The sequence below is a fragment of the Modestobacter versicolor genome (assembly GCF_041028285.1).
Lineage (GTDB): Bacteria > Actinomycetota > Actinomycetes > Mycobacteriales > Geodermatophilaceae > Modestobacter > Modestobacter versicolor_A.
Map to the genome: position 1 here is coordinate 213,896 of NZ_JABGDB010000003.1, position 19,888 is coordinate 233,783.

The 19,888-nt window shown below is 74.7% G+C and carries 19 protein-coding genes and 1 tRNA gene; 10 read left to right on the forward strand and 10 right to left on the reverse strand.

What is annotated here, in order from left to right; translation table 11 throughout:
• Nucleotides 1-13: 13 nt before the first annotated feature.
• On the reverse strand, nucleotides 14-562 hold the full coding sequence (locus tag HL054_RS12300; protein ID WP_369139299.1) for a DUF6328 family protein: 549 nt from the start codon (nucleotides 560-562) through the stop codon (nucleotides 14-16).
• A 48-nt stretch (nucleotides 563-610) separates the two neighbouring features.
• Between HL054_RS12300 and HL054_RS12305 the strand changes: the two genes are divergently transcribed.
• The 3 genes from HL054_RS12305 (at nucleotide 611) to HL054_RS12315 (ending at nucleotide 2,790) form a co-directional block, all read left to right on the forward strand.
• Nucleotides 611-952 carry a DUF3140 domain-containing protein gene (locus tag HL054_RS12305; protein WP_369139300.1) on the forward strand — a complete coding sequence of 114 codons (342 nt, stop codon included), beginning with the start codon at nucleotides 611-613 and terminating at the stop codon, nucleotides 950-952.
• A 10-nt stretch (nucleotides 953-962) separates the two neighbouring features.
• Nucleotides 963-1,658, forward strand: coding sequence for a methyltransferase domain-containing protein (locus HL054_RS12310; RefSeq protein WP_369139301.1), 696 nt, complete (start codon nucleotides 963-965; stop codon nucleotides 1,656-1,658).
• 103 nt (nucleotides 1,659-1,761) lie between these two features.
• On the forward strand, nucleotides 1,762-2,790 hold the full coding sequence (locus tag HL054_RS12315) for a type III polyketide synthase (RefSeq protein ID WP_369139302.1): 1,029 nt from the start codon (nucleotides 1,762-1,764) through the stop codon (nucleotides 2,788-2,790).
• Between the two features lie 225 nt (nucleotides 2,791-3,015).
• Here HL054_RS12315 and dhaM read toward each other — a convergent pair whose 3' ends face one another.
• The 3 genes from dhaM to dhaK are packed head-to-tail and all read right to left on the reverse strand — an operon-like array spanning nucleotide 3,016 to nucleotide 5,071.
• A complete protein-coding gene (gene dhaM / locus HL054_RS12320) occupies nucleotides 3,016-3,423 on the reverse strand; it encodes a dihydroxyacetone kinase phosphoryl donor subunit DhaM (RefSeq protein WP_369139303.1) in 408 nt (135 codons plus the stop codon).
• A 5-nt stretch (nucleotides 3,424-3,428) separates the two neighbouring features.
• Nucleotides 3,429-4,067 carry a dihydroxyacetone kinase subunit DhaL gene (gene dhaL / locus HL054_RS12325; RefSeq protein ID WP_369139304.1) on the reverse strand — a complete coding sequence of 213 codons (639 nt, stop codon included), beginning with the start codon at nucleotides 4,065-4,067 and terminating at the stop codon, nucleotides 3,429-3,431.
• A 2-nt stretch (nucleotides 4,068-4,069) separates the two neighbouring features.
• Nucleotides 4,070-5,071 (reverse strand): dihydroxyacetone kinase subunit DhaK, encoded by a 1,002-nt coding sequence (gene dhaK, locus HL054_RS12330; RefSeq protein WP_369139305.1) that lies wholly within the window; start codon nucleotides 5,069-5,071, stop codon nucleotides 4,070-4,072.
• A gap of 183 nt (nucleotides 5,072-5,254) precedes the next feature.
• Here dhaK and fdhA point away from each other — a divergent pair, with 183 nt between their 5' ends.
• A complete protein-coding gene (gene fdhA, locus HL054_RS12335; RefSeq protein ID WP_369139306.1) occupies nucleotides 5,255-6,481 on the forward strand; it encodes a formaldehyde dehydrogenase, glutathione-independent in 1,227 nt (408 codons plus the stop codon).
• Nucleotides 6,482-6,500: 19 nt separating this feature from the next.
• Here fdhA and HL054_RS12340 read toward each other — a convergent pair whose 3' ends face one another.
• Entirely contained in the window at nucleotides 6,501-7,037 is a 537-nt protein-coding gene (locus HL054_RS12340; RefSeq protein ID WP_369139307.1) for a GNAT family N-acetyltransferase, read from the reverse strand.
• Nucleotides 7,038-7,152: 115 nt separating this feature from the next.
• Here HL054_RS12340 and HL054_RS12345 point away from each other — a divergent pair, with 115 nt between their 5' ends.
• The gene (locus HL054_RS12345) at nucleotides 7,153-8,049 is read left to right on the forward strand and encodes a hypothetical protein (RefSeq protein WP_369139308.1); all 897 of its coding nucleotides are present in this window, start codon (nucleotides 7,153-7,155) and stop codon (nucleotides 8,047-8,049) included.
• Nucleotides 8,050-8,065: 16 nt separating this feature from the next.
• Here HL054_RS12345 and HL054_RS12350 read toward each other — a convergent pair whose 3' ends face one another.
• Together HL054_RS12350 and HL054_RS12355 are read right to left on the reverse strand one after the other, a co-directional pair.
• Nucleotides 8,066-8,977: a glycosyltransferase gene (locus HL054_RS12350; RefSeq protein WP_369139309.1), complete on the reverse strand. Its 912-nt coding sequence runs from the start codon at nucleotides 8,975-8,977 to the stop codon at nucleotides 8,066-8,068.
• Between the two features lie 235 nt (nucleotides 8,978-9,212).
• A tRNA-Gly gene (locus HL054_RS12355) sits at nucleotides 9,213-9,283 on the reverse strand.
• A 156-nt stretch (nucleotides 9,284-9,439) separates the two neighbouring features.
• Between HL054_RS12355 and HL054_RS12360 the strand changes: the two genes are divergently transcribed.
• The 4 genes from HL054_RS12360 (at nucleotide 9,440) to HL054_RS12375 (ending at nucleotide 12,607) form a co-directional block, all read left to right on the forward strand.
• The gene (locus HL054_RS12360) at nucleotides 9,440-9,910 is read left to right on the forward strand and encodes a YciI family protein (RefSeq protein ID WP_369139310.1); all 471 of its coding nucleotides are present in this window, start codon (nucleotides 9,440-9,442) and stop codon (nucleotides 9,908-9,910) included.
• Between the two features lie 6 nt (nucleotides 9,911-9,916).
• Nucleotides 9,917-11,080 (forward strand): RNA polymerase sigma factor, encoded by a 1,164-nt coding sequence (locus HL054_RS12365; RefSeq protein ID WP_369139311.1) that lies wholly within the window; start codon nucleotides 9,917-9,919, stop codon nucleotides 11,078-11,080.
• A gap of 78 nt (nucleotides 11,081-11,158) precedes the next feature.
• Complete coding sequence (gene dcd, locus HL054_RS12370) at nucleotides 11,159-11,758, forward strand: dCTP deaminase (RefSeq protein ID WP_369139312.1); 600 nt, start codon at nucleotides 11,159-11,161, stop codon at nucleotides 11,756-11,758.
• 75 nt (nucleotides 11,759-11,833) lie between these two features.
• Nucleotides 11,834-12,607, forward strand: coding sequence for a methylase (locus tag HL054_RS12375; RefSeq protein ID WP_369139313.1), 774 nt, complete (start codon nucleotides 11,834-11,836; stop codon nucleotides 12,605-12,607).
• On the opposite strand, the gene HL054_RS12380 is transcribed toward HL054_RS12375, so the two are convergent.
• The 3 genes from HL054_RS12380 to HL054_RS12390 form a co-directional block, all read right to left on the reverse strand.
• Nucleotides 12,604-13,911, reverse strand: coding sequence for a CynX/NimT family MFS transporter (locus HL054_RS12380; RefSeq protein WP_369139314.1), 1,308 nt, complete (start codon nucleotides 13,909-13,911; stop codon nucleotides 12,604-12,606). The genes HL054_RS12375 and HL054_RS12380 overlap by 4 nt on opposite strands.
• Before the next feature lie 37 nt (nucleotides 13,912-13,948).
• On the reverse strand, nucleotides 13,949-14,509 hold the full coding sequence (locus HL054_RS12385) for a hypothetical protein (protein WP_369139315.1): 561 nt from the start codon (nucleotides 14,507-14,509) through the stop codon (nucleotides 13,949-13,951).
• Between the two features lie 137 nt (nucleotides 14,510-14,646).
• A complete protein-coding gene (locus HL054_RS12390; protein ID WP_369139316.1) occupies nucleotides 14,647-16,938 on the reverse strand; it encodes a (Fe-S)-binding protein in 2,292 nt (763 codons plus the stop codon).
• 375 nt (nucleotides 16,939-17,313) lie between these two features.
• Here HL054_RS12390 and HL054_RS12395 point away from each other — a divergent pair, with 375 nt between their 5' ends.
• Nucleotides 17,314-19,743: an IPT/TIG domain-containing protein gene (locus tag HL054_RS12395; RefSeq protein ID WP_369139317.1), complete on the forward strand. Its 2,430-nt coding sequence runs from the start codon at nucleotides 17,314-17,316 to the stop codon at nucleotides 19,741-19,743.
• Nucleotides 19,744-19,888: the final 145 nt, after the last annotated feature.

Below are 19,888 nucleotides of genomic sequence, written 5' to 3' on the forward strand. Positions count from 1 at the left end.
ACGGCAGCCGAGCCTACGGCGCGGGCTCCGCGCCGCCTCCGGCCCCACGGCGCCGCTGCCGCAGCGGGACGACGTACCAGAGCACGAGGCCGAACACCCCGACGGACCCCGCGCCGACGAGGGCCGGGCCACGGCCCAGCGCGACGGACAGCACCAGCAGCGTCGCGCTGGTGATCGCCAGCAGCAGCAGGGCCAGCCCGACCAGCAGCAGCCGGTCGGCGACGGCCACCAGCGCGGCCTTCTGCCGGCGACGGAACAGCAGCCGGTGGAAGGACACCGGGGCGATCAGGGTGAGCGTCGCCAGCGCCGTCGACAGCAGGGTGACCGTGTAGACGGTCAGCTGCACGTCGTCGAGGTCGGCGAACCGGTCGGTGAAGGCCATGGTGAGCAGGAACGCGAACAGGATCTGCACGCCGGTGATGGCGACGCGCAGCTCCTGCAGCAGCTCGCTGGTGTTGCGGTCCAGCACCTGGTCCGGCGTCTCGCCGCGGGCGGCGGCGTTCAGCTCCACCCGCTCGCGGTGCGTGCGGGTGGTGCGGGGGGCCACCGGTTTCCCGACCATGCCGCTGCGGTACCCGGGCAGGACACCACCCGACACCCGGAGGACCCCATGGCCGAGGACGCCGACACGACCCGCCGCGAGTTCGCCGACTCGGTGAACATGACCGCCGGGGAGCTGGAGGAGTGGCTGGGCACCGACGAGTCGCAGGCGGTCGGCCAGAAGAGAAGCGGGTCCGACGAGTCCACCGGGCACGAGTCCGGGCGCCGGATCGTGGAGCTGCTGCACACCAAGAAGGCCGACCTGACCGACGACGACCTGGCGCACATGCGCAAGGTGCACGGGTACGTGCAGCGGCACCTGGCCCAGGAGCCCGAGCACGAGGACGTCGAGACGTCGAAGTGGCGGTACTCGCTGATGAACTGGGGCCACGACCCGCTGAAGAAGAAGTAGCGTCCGCCCCGTGCAGCGCAACGACCCGGCGCAGTACGACGCCCTGGCCGACGAGTGGTGGCGGGGGCAGGGCGGGTTCGCGGCGCTGCACTGGCTGGCCGCCTCCCGGGCCGAGCACGTGCCACCGGCGACCGGCCCCGGGGCGCTGCTGGTCGACCTGGCCTGCGGCGGCGGGCTGATGGCGCCGCACGTGGCCCGGCTCGGCTACCGGCACGTCGGGGTGGACCTCGGGGCTGCCGGGCTGCGGGTCGCCCGTGAGCACGGGGTCACGCCGGTGCGCGGCTCGGTGCTGGCGGTGCCGCTGGCCGACCGGTGCGCCGACGTCGTGGTGGCCGGAGAGGTGCTCGAGCACGTCGCCGACGACACCCTGGTGATCGCCGAGTGCGCCCGGCTGCTCAAGCCCGGCGGCACCCTGGTCATCGACGCGCTGGCCGACACCCGGCTGTGCGCGCTGCTGATGGTGACCATCGGGGAGCACGTGCCCGGCGGACCGCCCCCCGGCATCCACGATCCGGCGCTGTTCGTCGACCGGCGCCGCCTGCTCGCGGCCGCCGACGCCGCCGGGCTGGACCTGCGGCTGGTCGGGCTGCGGCCCTCGGTGCGCGACCTGCTGGCCTGGCGGCGCGGGCGGCGCGACGTCGTCCGGATGCTGCCGACCCGGTCGACCGCCGTCGTCTTCGCGGGGTACGGGACCCGGCGCCCCTGAGGTCCGTGGTGCCCCGCCGAGCGGCGCGCCGCGCACCCCGCACGTACGGTCGGGGCATGACCGACTCGAGGTCCCGCGGGGCGATCGTGCAGGGAACGGGCTGGTGACGGCGGCGGTCGTCACCGGTGCGGGGCACGCGCTCCCGGCCACCTACGAGCAGGCCGACGTCTGGGCCGGTTACTTCGCCGAGAAGTACGCCGGGGTGCGGGCCGCCGAGCGCGTGTTCAAGGCCGCCGGGGCGCAGCGGCGGCACGCCGTGGTCAACCCGGTCGACGAGGACATCTCCGGCTGGGGCACCGGCGCCCGGATGGAGCGGTACGTCACCGAGGCGCTGCCGCTGGGCAAGCAGGCCGTTGCCGGGGCGCTGGACGCCGCCGGGCTGGCGCCCGGGGAGGTCGGGCTGTTCGCCGTCGCCACCTGCACCGGCTACGCCACCCCCGGCCTGGACATCCGGCTGGCCAGCGACCTGGGCATGCCGCTGGGCCTGCAGCGGCTGCTCATCGGCCACATGGGCTGCTACGCCGCGCTGCCCGGCATCGCCGCGGTCAGCGACTTCGTGACGGCCCGGTCCCGTCCGGCGGTCCTGCTGTGCCTGGAGCTCACCAGCCTGCACGTGCAGCCGGCCGTCGCCGACCTGGAGCAGGTGGTCACCCACGCGCTGTTCAGCGACGCCGCCGCCGCGGTGGTGCTGGAGCCCGGCGCCGGGCGTGGCCGGCGGGTGGCCGGGATGGTCGCCCGCACCGACCACGCCACCGCCGACCACATGACCTGGGACGTCACCGACCTGGGCTTCCGGATGGGGCTGTCGCCGCGGGTGCCCGACGTGCTGGGCCGGCACGTGGGCGGGGTCGTCGACGAGCTGCTCAGCGGGGCGGGGCTGCGGATCGAGGACGTCGCCGGCTGGGCGGTGCACCCGGGCGGCCCGCGGATCCTGGACGTCGTCCGGGACGAGCTGGGACTGGCCGAGGAGCAGCTGGGCGCCTCGCGGCGGGTGCTGGCCGAGCACGGCAACTGCTCGTCGGCGACCGTGCTGCTGGTGCTCGAGGAGCTCGGCGACGTCGACGGCCCGGTGGTCGCGATGGCCTTCGGCCCCGGCCTGACCCTCTACGCCACCCTCCTCCTCCCCGCCTGACCCGCCTCCCACGCCCAGCCGCGGACCCACCCCGCGCCAAGGCGCGCGGAACCACAGCGCATAAGCGCGCGAAACCGCGTGTGCATAGACGCGCGAAACCACCCACGCAAAGGCGCGCGAAACCACCTGCGCAAAGGCGCGCGAAACCACCTGCGCAAAGGCGCGCGAAAGCGCGTGCGCACAGACGCGCGAAAGCGTGGGCGTGGGCGTGGGTGGGGCGCGGGGTCAGGCGAGGTGGGCCTGCTTGGGGGCCAGGCCGAGGAGGGCCTCGGCGGCGACGCGGTCCCGGGACGCGCCGCCGGCGGCGACCACCGTGGCGCCGACCAGGCCCTCCACCAGCGCCGCCGGGCTGAGCAGCACCCGGTCCCGGACGTCGTCGTCCAGGAACTCCAGCGCGGTCTCCGCCGACATCACCGCGCTGCCCAGGTCCATGAACACCACCACGCCGTCGCCGGAGTCGGCCGCCGTGATGGCCGCGGAGATCGCGGCCGCGTCGGTGCCCAGGCCGCCGTCCTCGGTGCCTGCGGCGACCTCGATCGCCAGCTCCCGCCCGGGCAGCATCTGCCGGGCCAGTTCCACGGCCGCGTCGGCCAGCGCCCGGCTGTGAGAGACGACGACCAGCCCCACCGCCACCCGGGTCACCGCCCGCCGAGCGCGGTGACCGCGGCGTCGAACAGCAGCGCCGTCGAGGTGGCCCCCGGGTCCTGGTGACCGGCGCTGCGCTCACCGAGGTAGCTGGCCCGGCCCTTGCGCGCCACCAGCGGCGTGGTGGCGTCCCGGCCGGTGCGGGCCGCCTCGGCGGCGGCCTGCAGCGCGTCGCCGAGCGGCCGGCCGTCGGCGAGCGCGGCGTCCAGGGCGTCGCAGGCGGGCACGAGCGCGTCGAGCATCGTCTTGTCACCCGGCTCGGCCTTGCCGCGGGCCACCACGCCCTCCAGACCGGCCCGGACGGCCCGGGCGAAGGTCTCCGGGTCGGCCGGGTCGGGACCCAGCGCGCCGGCCATCCGCAGGAAGAAGGTGCCGTAGAGCGGCCCGCTGGCCCCGCCCACCTTGCTGACCAGCGTCATCCCGACCTGCTTGAGCAGCGCCGCCGGGTCGACCGGGGGCTTCTCCGCCAGCGCGGCCACGGCCGCGGACATGCCGCGGTCCATGTTGGCGCCGTGGTCGGCGTCGCCGATCGCCGAGTCCAGCGTGGTCAGCTCGTCCTTGTGCTCGGCGACCGAGCGGGCGAACTCCTGGACCCAGGCCCCCAGCGCGGCCACGTCGAGCTGGTCGGCCACGCTCAGACCCCCCACCGCAGCCCGGCGGTGCGCACGGGGGCGTCCCACAGCCGCAGCAGCTCGTCGTCCACCTTGAGCAGGGTCACCGTGCAGCCGGCCATGTCCAGGCTGGTCATGAAGTTGCCCACCAGCGACCGGGCCACCGTCACGCCGGCCTTCTCCAGCACGGCGGTCACCTCGGCGTACATCAGGTACAGCTCGATCAGCGGGGTGCCGCCCAGCCCGTTGACGAAGGCGAGCACGCCGTCGCCCCCGGTGAAGTCCAGGTCGGCCAGCACCGGCTCGACCAGCATCTCGGCGATCTCCCGGGCGGGGGCGACCGGTACCCGGCGCCGGCCGGGCTCGCCGTGGATGCCGACCCCGATCTCCATCTCGCCCTCGGGCAGGTCGAACGTGGGCTTGCCGGCGGCCGGGACGGTGCACGAGGTCAGCGCCATGCCCATGCTGCGGCCCTGCGCGTTGACCCGGCGCGCGACGTCGGCCACCTCGGCGAGCGGGCGGCCCTGCTCGGCGGCCGCGCCGGCCAGCTTCTCCACCAGCACCGTGACGCCGACGCCGCGGCGTCCGGCGGTGTACAGGCTGTCCTGCACCGCGACGTCGTCGTCGGCGACCACGGAGACGACCTCGGTGCCGGACTCGGCGGCCACCAGCTCCGCGGCCATCTCGAAGTTCATCACGTCGCCGGTGTAGTTCTTCACGATGTGGAGCACCCCGGCGCCGCCGTCCACGCCCTGGGTCGCGGCGACCATCTGGTCGGGGACGGGGGAGGTGAACACCTCGCCGGCGCAGGCGGCGTCGAGCATGCCGGGGCCGACGAAGCCGCCGTGCATCGGCTCGTGCCCCGACCCGCCGCCGGACACCAGCCCGACCTTGCCCCGCACCGGGGCGTCGCCGCGGAAGACGACCCGGTTCTCGTGGTCGACCCGCAGCTCGGGGTGGGCGGCGGCGATGCCGCGGAGGGCGTCGCTGACGACGTCGGCCGGGTCGTTGATGAGCTTCTTCATCGGGGCTCCTGTCGGTGGGGGCGTGAGCACCGTAGGAGTGATCCAGGTCGCACAGCAACGCAGTCGGTTCCGCATCGTCGGACGCACGCCCCCGGGAGCGCAGGACGCATGCCCGGGACTGCACATGGGAAGTGATCGGGAGCACACTCGGCTCACTGCCCCCTAGAACCGAGGAGCTGCCAGATGGCCGGCAACAGAGGCGTTGCGTACATCGAGCCCGGCAAGGTCGAGGTGCACGAGACCGACTACCCGAAGCTGGAACTGCAGGACGGCCCGGGGGTCAACCCGGCGAACGTCGGGCGCAAGCTCAACCACGGCGTGATCCTCAAGGTGGTCACCACCAACATCTGCGGCAGCGACCAGCACATGGTCCGCGGCCGGACGACGGCCCCGCCGAACCTGGTGCTCGGTCACGAGATCCTCGGCGAGGTGGTCGAGAAGGGCCCGGACGTCGAGTTCATCGAGGTCGGCGACCTCTGCTCGGTGCCGTTCAACATCGCCTGCGGCCGCTGCCGCAACTGCAAGGAGGGCAAGACCGGCATCTGCCTGAACGTGAACCCCGCCCGGCCCGGCGCCGCGTACGGCTACGTCGACATGGGCGGCTGGGTCGGCGGCCAGGCCGAGTACGTGACCGTGCCCTACGCGGACTGGAACCTGCTGAAGTTCCCGGACAAGGACCAGGCGATGGAGAAGATCCTGGACCTGACCATGCTCTCGGACATCTTCCCGACCGGGTTCCACGGTGCGGTGACCGCGGGGGTGAAGCCGGGCTCGACCGTCTACATCGCCGGTGCCGGGCCGGTCGGGCTGGCCGCAGCGGCCGGCGCCCAGCTGCTGGGGGCGTCGGTGGTGATCGTCGCCGACCTGGTCGAGGAGAGGCTGGCCCAGGCGCGCAGCTTCGGCTGCGAGACCGTCGACGTGTCCAAGGGCTCCCCGCAGGACCAGATCGAGCAGATCCTCGGTGTGCCCGAGGTGGACGCCGGTGTCGACGCGGTCGGCTTCGAGGCCCGCGGGCACGGCGAGGGGGCCGGCAAGGAGGCCCCGGCGACGGTGCTGAACTCGCTGATGGAGATCACCGCCGCCGGTGGGTCGATCGGCATCCCGGGGCTCTACGTCACCGGCGACCCCGGCGGCATCGACGAGGCCGCGAAGGTCGGCGCGTTGTCGCTCTCGCTGGGCACCGGCTGGGCCAAGTCCATCTCCTTCACCACGGGTCAGTGCCCGGTGATGCGCTACAACCTCGGCCTGATGAAGGCGATCCTGGCCGACCGGGTGCAGATCGCGAAGGCGGTCAACGCCACGACCATCTCGCTGGACGAGGCGCCGCAGGGCTACGCCGACTTCGACTCCGGCGCGGCCAAGAAGTACGTCATCGACCCGCACGGCATGGTCGGCAGGCGCGCGGCGTAGCCGTCCCCGCCCCCGCGGGTCACCACAGGTCGCCCCGGCGCCAGTCGCACACCAGCCGCCCGCTGGTGTGCGGCGGTGCCGGGGTCGACGGGGTGGCCCGGACGAACACGCCCTCGTCCGGTGTCTCGACGACGCCGGTCGGGGTGAGGGCGGCGGTCGACCCGGTCCACGCCGTCCAGCCCCGGCCCGCGTAGAGGGCCACCGCCTGCCCGCTCGCCGACAGCGCCCCGAGCTCGAACCCGCCGTCGACCAGCCGCTCCACCTCGGTCATCACCGCGCCGGCCACCCCGTGCCCACGCCGGTCGGCGGCCGTGGCGAGCGCCTCCACGTAGCCGGTCCGCAGGGTGCGGCCCCCGGTGAGCAGCTGGCGGACGACGACCGACGCGTGACCGACCAGCCGGCCGTCCTCGGTGGCCAGCACGTGCACGCCGCCCAGCGCGTGCGACCAGTCGTCGTCGCCGAAGTCCCCGGCGAAGGCGGTGTCCAGCAGCCGACGCACCCCTGCCAGCCCGCCGCGGCCGAGGTCGGCGGTGGGCACGGTCCGCAGCTCCGGCACGGGCGGACCGTAGCGCCCACGATCGGGTGACGTGCGGACCGGTGGGTCTCGGAAGTTCCCCCGCAGGGAGGACGGGCCCAGCCGGGACGCCGCGCACCGCCTACCGTGGTCGGCGATGCGACTGCACGTGCTCTATCGGACCCATGCCGGCTCCAACGACAAGCCCCGGCCGCCGTTCTACGACCGGCTGACGGCCTGGGAGTCGTTGCAGGCCAGCCTCGCCGCCGTACCCGACGCGGCGGTCACCCTCGTCGTGGACGGCGACCTGCCCGCGGACCTGGTGGCCGCGATCGGGTCGGGGCACCGGCAGGTGACGGTCAGCGGTGGCCGCGCCTCGTCCAGCTTCCGGTCCGCCCTCGCGGTGGCCGCCGGCCTGGTCGACGAGGAGCCCGCCGACACGCTGTTCCTCCTCGCCGAGGACGACTACCTGTACCGGCCGGAGGCGATCAGCGACCTGCTCGCGGCCGCGGTCGCGGTGCCGGAGGCCGACTACTTCGCGCTGCACACCGCCATCGACGAGGGGTGGTACGCGACCCACCCGAGCCAGCCCGAGCGCGAGGTCCCGTCGCTGCCGGGCGGTCCGGTGACCGCGGGCACCAGCCGGTGGGACCGCATCCCGACGACGACCTCCACCTTCGCCGTCCGGTCGGCCGCGCTGGCCGCCGACCGCTGGCTGCTGGACCTGGCCAGCCGGGCCGGCGCGCCCTTCGACGTGAGCAGCTGGCACGCCCTGCAGGGCTTCCGGCCGTTCGCCTGGCGCCACCTGCTGTCCGACCTGCACCCCGAGCCCTCGCTCCGCGGTGCGGCCAAGGTGGTGGGCAAGCCGGTGATGCGCGGGCTGCTGGACGTCGCGGCGGCGGTGGCGCGACCGTCCCGGGTGCTGGTCGCCCCGGCCGAGGACCTGGCGATGCACCTCGAGCCGGGCCAGGTGGCGGCGTCCGGCTGGGACTGGGCCGGGCTCGCCGAGCGCGTGGCCGCGGGCCGGGACGCCGAGCGGCCGGCCGCCGGCTGACGGTCGGGACGACCGGTCAGGCGGACAGCAGCCGCAGCGGGGGGTGGCCCATCCGGCCGCGCTTGCCGTCGACGACGCCGCGCAGCGCCCAGACGAGGTCCCGGGTACGCCGCTTCCGGCGGACGACCCGGGTGGCCTCCAGGACCAGCTCGCGGCTCCACGGCCAGGCGCCCAGCGTGCCTTCGTGCAGCGAGCCGAAGTGGACGTTGTTGCGGTACCGCAGGTAGGTCGGGTAGCTGCCGGGCTCCTGGGACGCCCGGGCGTCGCGGGCCAGCAGGACGCTGCTGCCGGACAGCCGGAGCCGCAGCAGGAACTCGACGTCCTCCACGTACAGGAAGAAGTCCTCGCGGAAGCCGCCGGTGGCGGCGGCCGCGCTCCGCCGGAGCATGAGCGCTGCGCCGTCAGCCCAGTCCACGGAGCTGACCGACCCCGTGTCGGGCCGGAGGGCGCGGCTGAGCGGCTGCCCGAAGTGGTGGTGCTTGGTGGTGGCGTCCGCGTTCAGCTGTCCGCCGGCCGAGAACACCGTCCCCGGCGCGGACCGGAAGGTGAGCAGCGGCGCGGTCGCCCCCACCGAGTCGTCCTCGTGCAGCAGGCGGAGCAGCGTCGCGGCGGCGGTCGGCTCGAACAGGCAGTCCTGCGTGGCGAGGAGCAGGTAGTCCACCCCGTGGCGGCCGGCCTCCTCGAGCATCAGGTTGGCCGCGGACCCGTAGCCGACGTTGTCGCCGGGGGAGTGCACGACGACCGCGGCGGCCCCGGCCCGCTGCGCCCCGGCGGGGTGCGCCGGCGGCAGGTCGGAGGAGTTGTCGACGACGAGGACGACGGCCGGCGGCGACGACCAGGACGCGGCGTCGTCCACCAGCGCCTGGAGGGCCTCGGGGGCCCGGAAGTGGATGATGCCCAGGGCGTAGCGCGGGAGCGGGGGGTCCACCGGCGCGTCCCGGTCGAGGAGGCCCGTCGGGGCGATGCCCGGTCCAGGGCTCCCGCCGGGGCTGTCGGCGGGAGTGGGAACGGTCATCATGACCTCACTGTCGCCCCGTGGGATCGACGCCACGCGCTCGAAGAGCTGTGACGCCCGTCCCGGATGGCGCGTTCGCAACCGAGGGTGATCAGTGGCGTTGCTCAGGGTGATCGGACGGCCCGCGTTTGCGGCGGCGACCGAGGAGAGCGGGTGACGAGAATCGAACTCGCACTGTCAGCTTGGGAAGCTGATGTTCTACCATTGAACTACACCCGCGGGAGCACTCCGAGCGGCGCAGGGACGTGTCCCGCGGCTCGTCGAGCAGCCTCGCAGATCGTACACGGGGCGGTGCGGTCCCCGTCCCCGGGAGGTCGTCCGGCAACCGCCGCGGTGAGATCGTCGAACCGGTCCCGAGCCGGATGTCGAGGGACCGTGGTCGGCTCCGTCCCCCGGGTGGACGCGGCCACCGGGTCGCACCACACCGAGGAGGACGACATGGCCAGGTACCTGCTGCTCAAGCACTACCGGGGCGCGCCGGCGGCGGTCAACGACGTGCCGATGGACCAGTGGACGCCGGAGGAGGTCGCTGCGCACATGCAGTACATGCAGGACTTCGCCGACCGGCTGGAGGGCACCGGCGAGTTCGTGGACGGCCAGGCGCTCTCGCCCGAGGGCAGCTGGGTGCGGTCCGACGGCCCCGGCAGGCCGCCGGTCACCGACGGCCCGTTCGCGGAGACCAAGGACCTCATCGCCGGCTGGATGGTGATCGACGTCGAGGACCACGAGCGGGCGCTGACGCTGGCGGCCGAGCTCTCCGCGGCCCCCGGGGCGGGTGGCGAGCCGATCCACGAGTGGCTCGAGGTGCGGCCGTTCCTCACCGCGCCGCCGACCGTCACGGAGTGACCCGCGGTGGACGAGGCGCTGCTCCGGGCGCTCATCCCCACCGCGATCAGCGCCCTCTGCCGCCGCGGAGCTGACTTCGCGGCGGCGGAGGACGCCGTCCAGGAGGCGCTGGTCGAGGCGGTGCGGGTGTGGCCGGACGACCCGCCGCGCGACCCGCGGGCATGGCTGGTCGCGGTGGCCTGGCGGAGGTTCCTCGACGCGGTCCGCGCCGACACCTCCCGGCGGCACCGCGAGCTGCGGGTGGACGGCGAGCCGGTGCCGGGGCCGGCGGAGGACGTGGACGACAGCCTGCAGCTGTACTTCCTCTGCGCGCACCCGTCGCTGACCCCGGCCTCGGCCGTGGCGCTGACGCTGCGGGCGGTGGGCGGCCTGACCACCCGCCAGATCGCCCGGGCCTACCTGGTGCCGGAGGCGACGATGGCCCAGCGGATCAGCCGGGCCAAGCGGACCGTCGCCGCCGTCCGGCTGGACCAGCCCGGCGACCTCGGCACCGTGCTGCGGGTGCTCTACCTGGTCTTCAACGAGGGCTACTCCGGCGACGTCGACCTCGCCGCCGAGGCGATCCGGCTGACCCGGCAGCTCGCGGCCGGCACCGACGACGAGGAGGTGGCGGGGCTGCTGGCCCTGATGCTGCTGCACCACGCCCGGCGGGCCGCCCGGACCCGTCCCGACGGCAGTCTGGTGACCCTCGCCGAGCAGGACCGCAGCCGGTGGGACACCCGGCTGGTGGCCGAGGGCGTGGCGGTGCTGCAGGCGGCGCTGGCCCGCGACCGGCTGGGCGAGTTCCAGGCCCAGGCCGCCGTCGCGGCGCTGCACGCCGACGCCCGCACCGCGGCGGAGACCGACTGGGTGCAGGTCGTGGGGTGGTACGACGAGCTCGTCCGGCTCACCGGCAGCCCGGTCGCCCGGCTGAACCGGGCCGTCGCCGTCGGCGAGGCCGACGGGCCCCGGGCGGGGCTGGCCGCGCTGGCCGGGCTGGACCCGGCCCTGCCCCGGTACGCCGCGGTGCAGGCGTACCTCGCCGAGCGGGACGGCGACCCGGTGACCGCGGCCCGCCGGTACGCCGAGGCCGCCCGGGCGGCCGCCGACGTGCGCGAGCGCGACCACCTCACCCGGCAGGCGGCCCGGCTCAACACGGAGCTGCGTCGTCAGGCTGCCGCCGACGGGTGAGGGGCCTCTCGGACCTGGACGCCCCGGCACCCGACGGCCGGGGCTGCGGCCGCGCACCGGGTCCCTAGACTCCGCGCCATGCTGCTGTCCGACCGCGACATCCGTGCCGCCCTCGCCGCGGGCCGGCTGGGCCTGGCGCCCTACGACGACGCGATGGTGCAGCCCTCGAGCATCGACGTCCGGCTCGACCGGTTCTTCCGGGTCTTCAACAACGCCCGGTACACCCACATCGACCCGGCGCTGCAGCAGGACGACCTGACCACGCTGGTCGAGCCCACCGGCGACGAGCCGTTCGTGCTGCACCCCGGCGAGTTCGTGCTCGGCTCGACGCTGGAGGTGGTGAGCATCCCCGACGACCTCGCCGCCCGGCTGGAGGGCAAGTCCTCGCTGGGCAGGCTGGGCCTGCTCACCCACTCGACGGCCGGCTTCGTCGACCCCGGCTTCTCCGGGCACATCACCCTCGAGCTGTCGAACGTGGCGAACCTGCCGATCACCCTCTGGCCGGGGATGAAGATCGGGCAGCTGTGCCTGTTCCAGCTCAGCTCGGCCGCGGAGCACCCCTACGGCTCGGCGGTGTACGGGTCCCGCTACCAGGACCAGCGCGGTCCCACGCCGTCCCGGTCGTTCCGCAACTTCAGCCGCGCGGAGACCCGCGGGGCGGAGGCACCGCCCGCCTGACGCGCGCGGCACCGCCGGGTGAACAGTCGCGCCCAACCGGAGTGACGCTGCGTGCACCGGGGTAGGCAGCTCGTCATGGACCCCCGGGACACCGCTGTGCTGCTGCCCCCGCCGTCGGGCAACCACGTCGTCGACGGCTTCTTCGACTGCGCCGAGGAGTCGGCGCACTACGCCTTCTCCGTCCAGCTCCTGCTGACCCAGTACGCCACCGTCGTCCCGTGGCAGGCCGAGGGCGTCGCGGAGCTGGGCAGCGGTGACGCCCGGGCGATCGCGCACGTCGTGCGGGCCGTGCCCGGTCTCACCGTGCAGGGCACCGACATCAGCGCCACGTCCGTCGAGCGGGCCCGGCAGACCATCGCCGGCCTCGACGTGACCGACCGCTACGACGTCGAGCTCGGCGACTTCTTCGCCTGGGCCGACTCCCCGGCCGGCAGCCGGACCTCCACCGTCATCGCCAACCCGCCCTACATCCCGGCGCCGGACGGCGACATCCTGATGCCGGAGCTGTGGGGCGGCTGGTACGGCAACGACCTGGTGCTGCGGCTGCTCAAGGCCGGTTTCGACCACCTGCTGGTCGCCCTGCCCAGCTACTCCGACCCGGCCGCCACCCTGGCCGCCGCCGGTGAGCTGGGCTACCGGGTGGCCAACTTCCTGGCGATGGGCCTGGAGTTCGGCGCCTACAGCCGCGAGCCCAAGGTCGCCGAGCACATCGCCCGGCTCACCGCAGGAGGCCACGGCTGGGCCGACGACGACTCCTACGTCGTCGCCGTCGCGCTGCTCACCCGGTCACCGCAGGTGCAGCGGGACCGCGCCACCGAGCTGCTCCGCGCGCTGCAGCTGCCGGCCTAGCCGCGGGCCCGGCGGTCGGGCACGGTGACGGCCGGCTCGGCGCCGGCCACCTCGACCACCGGCCGGTCCGCGGGGGCCGGCGCCCCGCCGACCAGCCCGGGGACCTCGTCGTCGACGTACCGCTCGCGGCAGATCAGCCAGCCGGTGACCGCGAGCAGCCCCACGCCGGCGTAGACCAGCACGAACATGCCGGTGTACCCGCCGGTGAGCCCCCGCAGCAGGCCGACCAGCAGCGGGCCGACCCCGGCCAGGGCGTACCCCCACCCCTGGACGACGGTCGACAGCGCCCCGACCGACTCCGGGGTGCGGGCCCGCAGGCCCAGCAGCGCCAGGATCATCGCGAAGGTGCCCATGCCCATGCCGAGCAGCGAGACCCACAGCCAGGTCAGCGTCAGCGGGGCCAGCAGCAGCCCGGTCCAGCCGGCCAGGTAGCAGCAGACGAAGGCCAGCAGCATCGGCCGCTGCAGCCGCTGGCGCACCGCCCCCATCGGGATGACGGCGTTGAGCGGGATGACGATCAGCGCGTTCAGCCCGACCAGGGCACCGGCGGCGTGCGCGGACATGCCCTCGTCGCGCAGGTACTGCGCCGTCCAGCCGACGATGACGTAGGCCTGCATCGCCTGCAGCCCGAAGAAGGCCGCCATCGTCCAGGCCAGCGGGCTGCGGCCGAGCGCGCGCAGCCGCACCGCCGAGTGCGAGCCCCGGGAGGCGCCGGGGCGGGCCGGCACGAACAGCCACGGCAGGCCGGCGAGCAGCGCGAAGACCGCCCAGATGCCCAGGCTCCAGCGCCAGCCCTCCGCGCCGACGGACTCGGCGATCGGTGCGGTCGAGATGGCCGCGACGCCGCCACCGATGGCCAGCGCGGTGCTGTAGGCGCCGACCAGCAGACCGGTGCGCTCGGGGAACCACCGCTTGACCAGGCTCGGCAGCAGCACGTTGCCCAGCGCGCCGCCGACCATCGCGAGCACGGTGCCGAAGAGGAACAGCCACACGTTCGGGACGGCGACCCGGACGAGCAGGCCCAGGGTCATCACCAGCAGGGCGGTGGCCAGCACGTGCCCGTCTCGGTAGCGGGCGGCCAGCGGCGGGCCGGCGAAGCCGATGAGCGCGAAGCAGATCAGCGGCATGCTGGTGATCAGGCCCGCCAGGCCCGAGGAGATGCCGAGGCCGTCCTCGATCTCTTGCAGCACCGGGCCGACGCTGTTCACCGCGGTGCGCAGGTTGAAGCCGGTCAGCACGATGGCCGCGCCGACCAGCAGCAGGCCACGGCGGTCCACGGCGGTCGGCGGGGGAGCGACGGTCACGTCCGCTCATGTTCCTCCAGCGCGGGGGACCGCCCGGTCAGCGGGTGCCGCTGACGGTGACCGTCGTCGTCGCCACCTGCTCGGTGGTCCCGTCGGCGGCCACCCGCAGCACGGTGAGCTCGTGCGGCCCGTCCCCGGCGGGGGCGGCCAGCAGCAGCGTGGGGCTCAGGCACTGCTGCAGCCGGAGCGCTGGCCCGGCCGCCGTCGAGGTGTAGGAGACCGTGCTGCCGGCGTTCCCGCGCACCGGGACGCCGTCCAGGGTGACGACGTAGTCGACGTCGTCCGGGCCGGTCAGCCGGTAGCGCAACGGCTGACCGGCGGTGACCTGGCTGCTGGAGACGCCGATCCCGACCGTGCTGCAGTCGGCGGTCAGCGGGACGTCCTCGGCGCCGCGGCTGCCCGCGAAGCCGAGCACCGCCATCACGACCACGGCCAGCCCGAGCCAGGTCCAGTTGCGGCCGCGGCGGATGGTCGGCCGGTCGTCGGCGAGGGCCCGCTGGTCGTTGACGTCGCGGGCGTAGTGCATCCGGGTGCGGCGGTTGCCGGCCGCCAGCTCGGGGTCCTCCCGACCGCGGACCCCACCGAAGACGAAGCTCACGCCGTCAGTGTCCCCCGCCGGCCGCCGTCCACGCGCCCTACCGCCAGCCCGTCCTCCTGCACCAAAGGCCGTCCTCCCGCAGCAGCGTTGGTGCGGGAGGACGGCCTTTGATCAGGTGACCTGATCCAAGCCCTTCCTCAGTCGTGGGCGGTGGCGGGGGAGCCGGTGCCGGCCGGGTCGTCGGGCTCGGTGCCCACGCCCGGCCCCGCCTCGGCGCCCGGTGCCCCGGCCGGCGCCATGGCGCGCAGCAGGATCTGGCTGACGTCGAGCACCTCGACGTGCTCCTTGGCCTCGCCGGCCTGCTTCTTGCTGGTCACCGCGTCGCTGAGCATCGTGATGCAGAACGGGCAGGCGGTGGAGATGACGTCGGGATCGAGCTCGAGCGCCTCCTCGGTGCGCTCGACGTTGATCCGCTTGCCGATCTTCTCCTCCATCCACATCCGCGCGCCGCCGGCGCCGCAGCAGAAGCCGCGGTCCTTGCAGCGGTGCATCTCCTGGGTGGTCAGGCCCTGCACCGAGTCCAGGATCTCCCGGGGCGGTGTGTAGACCTTGTTGTGCCGGCCCAGGAAGCACGGGTCGTGGTAGGTGACCTTGCGGTCGATCGGGGTGACCGGGGTGAGCCGGCCCTCCTCGACCAGCTGGCCCAGCAGCTGGGTGTGGTGCACGACGTCGTAGTCGCCGCCCAGCTGCGGGTACTCGCGGTTGATCGAGTTGAAGCAGTGCGGGCAGGTGGCGACGATCTTCCGCCGTCCGGCCGGCCGCTCCTCGAAGACGGCGTTGAGCGTCTCGACGTTCTCCGCCGCCAGCTGCTGGAAGAGGAACTCGTTGCCCATCCGGCGGGCCGGGTCGCCCGAGCAGGTCTCCCCGTTGCCCAGGACGGCGAACTCGACGCCGGCGATGTGCAGCAGCTCGGCGACGGCCTTGGTGGTCTTCTTGGCCCGGTCGTCGATGGCGCCGGCGCAGCCCACCCAGAACAGGTACTCGACGTCGTCGTCGATGGCGCCCTCGACCCGGCGGACCTCGAAGTCCAGGTCCTTGGTCCACTCCTCGCGCACGTTGCCGCCCACGCCCCACGGGTTCCCGCGGTTCTCCAGGTTGCGCATCATGACGCCGGCCTCGGAGGGGAAGCTGGACTCGATCAGCACCTGGTAGCGACGCATGTCCATGATGTGGTCGACGTGCTCGATGTCGACCGGGCACTGCTCGACGCAGGCGCCGCAGCTGGTGCAGCTCCACAGCACGTCGGGGTCGATGACCCCGCCCTCCTCGAGCGTGCCGACCAGCGGCCGGTGTGCCTGGGCGTCGTTGGTGCCCTCGATCCGGGCGTAGCCCGAGGCCCACTCCTGCTCCCCGCTGGGCTCCAGGGTGGTGAAGTCGGCGAAGTCCGGCGCCGCGTCGGAGGCCTTGGTCGCGCCGGTCAGGTAGGGGGCCTTGGCGTAGAGGTGGTCCCGCAGGTCCATCACGACCATCTTCGGCGACAGCGGCTTGCCGGTGTTCCAGGCCGGGCACTGGCTCTGGCACCGCCCGCACTCGGTGCAGGTGGTGAAGTCCAGCATCCCCTTCCAGGTGAAGTCCTCGATCTTGCCGCGGCCGAAGACGTCGTCCTCGCCGGGGTCCTCGAAGTCGATCGGCTTGCCGCCCGAGGTCATGGGCTGCAGCGGGCCCAGCGCCTGGCCGCCGTCGTCCTCGCGCTTGAAGTAGATGTTGAAGAAGGCGCTGAACCGGTGCCACGCGACGCCCATGTTGAGCACCCGGGAGATGGTGATCAGCCAGACCAGGCTGACGACGACCTTGACGAACGCGACGATGGAGAGCAGGTCGGGGTTCGCCGGGACGAGGTCAGCGAGCGCGCCCGAGACCGGGTGCGACCAGGACGGGGCGTCGGTGAGGCCGGCGGCGACCTTGATCGCCCGGATCAGCAGGATGCAGATGCCGATGGTCAGGACGACGGCCTCGACGAAGTAGCCGCGGCCCTCGTTGCTGCCGGCGAAGCGGCTGGCCCGGCCCTGCCGGCGCGGGTGGTCCTTCTGCCGCCGGTAGATCAGGTACAGGATGCCGAGCACCGTGGCGGCGCCGACCAGGTCGACGAAGAGGTTCCACACGCTCCACTCGCCGACGAGCGGGAGGTGGAACGCCGGGTCCCAGACCTCGCCGAAGGCCTCGACCAGGGTGAGGAACAGCCCGTAGAAGCCGATGAAGACGAACCAGTGGGCCGCGCCGATCGCCGACCACTTGAGCATCCGGGTGTGGCCGAGGGACTCCACGGCGAGGGTCTTCAGCCGCGGGCCGACCGGGCCGGAGCGGGTCGGGTCGGGCTGGCCGGTGCGGAAGATCCGCAGCATCGCGCGGACCGCCTTGGTGGCGTAGACCACCGAGACGACCAGGAGGAGCACGGCCAGCGTGCCGAGGACGATCTGCAACGGGCCCATGGGCTCCCTCTCGTGCGTGCGCGGGCGCCATCGCCCCACCCGGACGGACACTAACCGGGCGCCCTCAGGCTACTCACCGGTAACCCAGGAGCGCCCCGGACCGCCGACGAGATTGCGGAACCGATGCCCCCGATTCGGTGACCCTGTGTCAGGACGCGTTCCCCCACCCGGGTGGCGGGGGCGCCCGCAGGGTGACCCGCGGCGCGCGCCGGGCCGCCCGCACCCACGGTGGGCCCGCTGTCCGCCCCCGGGTCCGTGACGCCCCGGACGCCGGGGTGCCGCCGCCGGAGGCGGCGGCGGGCGCGCCGACACGGGCGCCGGGCACGGCGCCCGCGGCCGCACTCCGCCGCCACGGGCCGACGAGGGGAGTGCTGGGTGAGATCGCACAACTGGTCCCGGGGGGCCGCGACGGTCCTGGTCGGGGGGCTGCTCGCCGTCGGCGTGGCGACCCCCGCCTGGGCCGCGCCGGGTGACGCCTCGGCCACGGCGCTGCAGGTGGCGCTGGCCGCCTCGGGTGGCGACCCGCTGGCGGTGATCGCCGACGCCGGCGTGACCGTCGCCGACGTCGACGCGCCACCGGACGAGACCGCCGCCCTGCTGGACGTCGCCGCGGCCCTCTCCGGCGCGGTCGGCGTCGGCGCCACGAACGGCACGGCGTCGGCCTCGGCGACCTCGAGCGCCACCGGCAGCGCCGGCGCGTCCTCGGTCGACGGGCTGGTGGCCGACGTCCTGGGTGCCGCGGTCACCGCGACCACGCTGTCCGGGTCGGTCTCGTGCCCGCTCGGCGGGGCGCCGACGGCGAGCACGGTCGTGGCCGACCTGGCGGTGCTGGGCACCGCGGTCACCGCGACCGTCAACGGGCCGGCGGTCACCGTCTCCTCGGCGGTGACGGTGGACGGCCTGACCGACGCCGTCCTCACCGCGACCGTGCGCACCCGGATCGAGTCGGTGACCGCGACGACCGCGTCGGCGACGGCGCTGCGCATCGACCTCACGCTGACCGGTGAGGCCGCCGGCGTGCCGGTCACCATCCCGGTCGGCTCGATCGTGGCCGGCGTGGCCGACTGCACCACCCCGGACGCGCTCACCGCCACCGGCCTCACCCCGGGCTCCGGCCCGACCGCCGGCGGGACCGTGGTGACGGTGACCGGCACCGGCTTCGTGCCCGGCGCCACGACCGTCACCGTCGGAGGGACCGTCGTCCCGGCCGCGGACGTGACCGTCACCGGTCCCACGACGCTGACGTTCCCGACCCCGCCGCACGCGGCCGGACCGGTCGACGTGACCGTGGGGACCGCGGCGGGCACCAGCGCCCCGCTCGGCTTCACCTACGTGGCCCCGCCGACGGGCACCGGCCTCACGCCCCCCACCGGTCCCTCGGTGGGCGGCACGCAGGTGACCGTGACCGGCACCGGGTTCGTGCCGGGCGCCACGACGGTGACCATCGGCGGCACGGTCGTCCCGGCCGCGGGCGTGACCGTCCTCGACCCGACGACGCTGACCTTCGCTACCCCGCCGCACGCAGCCGGCCCGGCGGACGTCACGGTGACGACCCCCGGCGGGACCTCTGCTCCGCTCGGCTACACCTACACGCCCGTGGTGCCGACGGCCGCCGGCCTCGACCCCGACGCCGGCCCCACGGCGGGCGGGACCGAGGTGACGGTGACCGGGACCGGGTTCCTGCCCGGCGCCACCACGGTGACCATCGGCGGCGTCGTCGTCCCGGCCGCGGACGTGACCGTCACCGGCCCGACCACGCTGACCTTCAGCACCCCGGCGCACGCGGCCGGACCGGTCGACGTGACCGTGGCGACGGCGGCCGGCACCAGCGCCCCGCTGGACTACACCTACCTGCCCGCGCCGACGGCGGCGGTGCTGTCGCCGCCGTCGGGCCCCTCGGTGGGCGGGACGCAGGTGACGGTGACCGGGACCGGCTTCGTGCCGGGCGCCACGACGGTGACCATCGGCGGGGTCGTCGTCCCGGCTGAGGACGTGACCGTCACCGGGCCGACCACGCTCACGTTCCCGACGCCGCCGCACGCCTCCGGTCCGGTGGACGTGACGGTGCAGACGCCGGGGGGTGCGACGGCGCCGCTGCCGTACACCTACACCGCCGTCGTCCCCACGGCCGCCGGGATCGCACCGGACGCCGGCCCGACCGCCGGCGGGACCGTGGTGACGGTGACCGGGACCGGGTTCCTGCCCGGTGCCACGACCGTGACCGTCGGCGGCGCCGTCGTCCCGGCTGCGGCCGTGACCGTCACCAGCCCGACCACGCTGACGTTCACCACCCCGGCGCAGGCGGCCGGGCAGGTCGCCGTGACGGTCGCGACCGCGGACGGCACCAGCGGTCCGCAGCCGTTCAGCTACCTGGCGCCGCCGACGGTCGACGGGCTCACCCCCGGCACCGGTCCGACCGGCGGCGGCACCGTGGTGACGGTGACCGGGACGGGCTTCGTCCCCGGCGCCACCACGGTGACCGTCGACGGCCGCGAGCTCCCGGCGGACCAGGTGACGGTGACCAGCCCGACGACGCTGCGCTTCACCACGCCGTCGCACGCGGCCGGCGACGCCCAGGTGCGGGTGCGGACCGCGGGCGGCGAGTCGGCGGCGCTGACCTTCCGGTACGCCGCGGTCGGCGGGACGGGTTCCGGCTCCGGTGCGGGGTCGGCGGCCGGGTCCGGTGGCGGGCTGGCGTACACCGGCTCCGACGTCCGGCTGCCGCTGGTGGCGGGCCTGCTGGCGCTGCTGACCGGGACGGCGCTGCTGGTCCGGTCGCGGAGGCGGGGCCCGCAGCCGGCGTGACCTGAGCGGGTGGTCCGGACGGCGGGGCAGCAGCACGACGGCTGCCCCGCCGTCCGCCGTCCCGGGGTGGACAGGTGTGAGCCGTGCCTCCGCACCCCGGGAACACCAGCGGCTGGGCTGCCGTTAGGCTGGGCAGGAAAGTTGA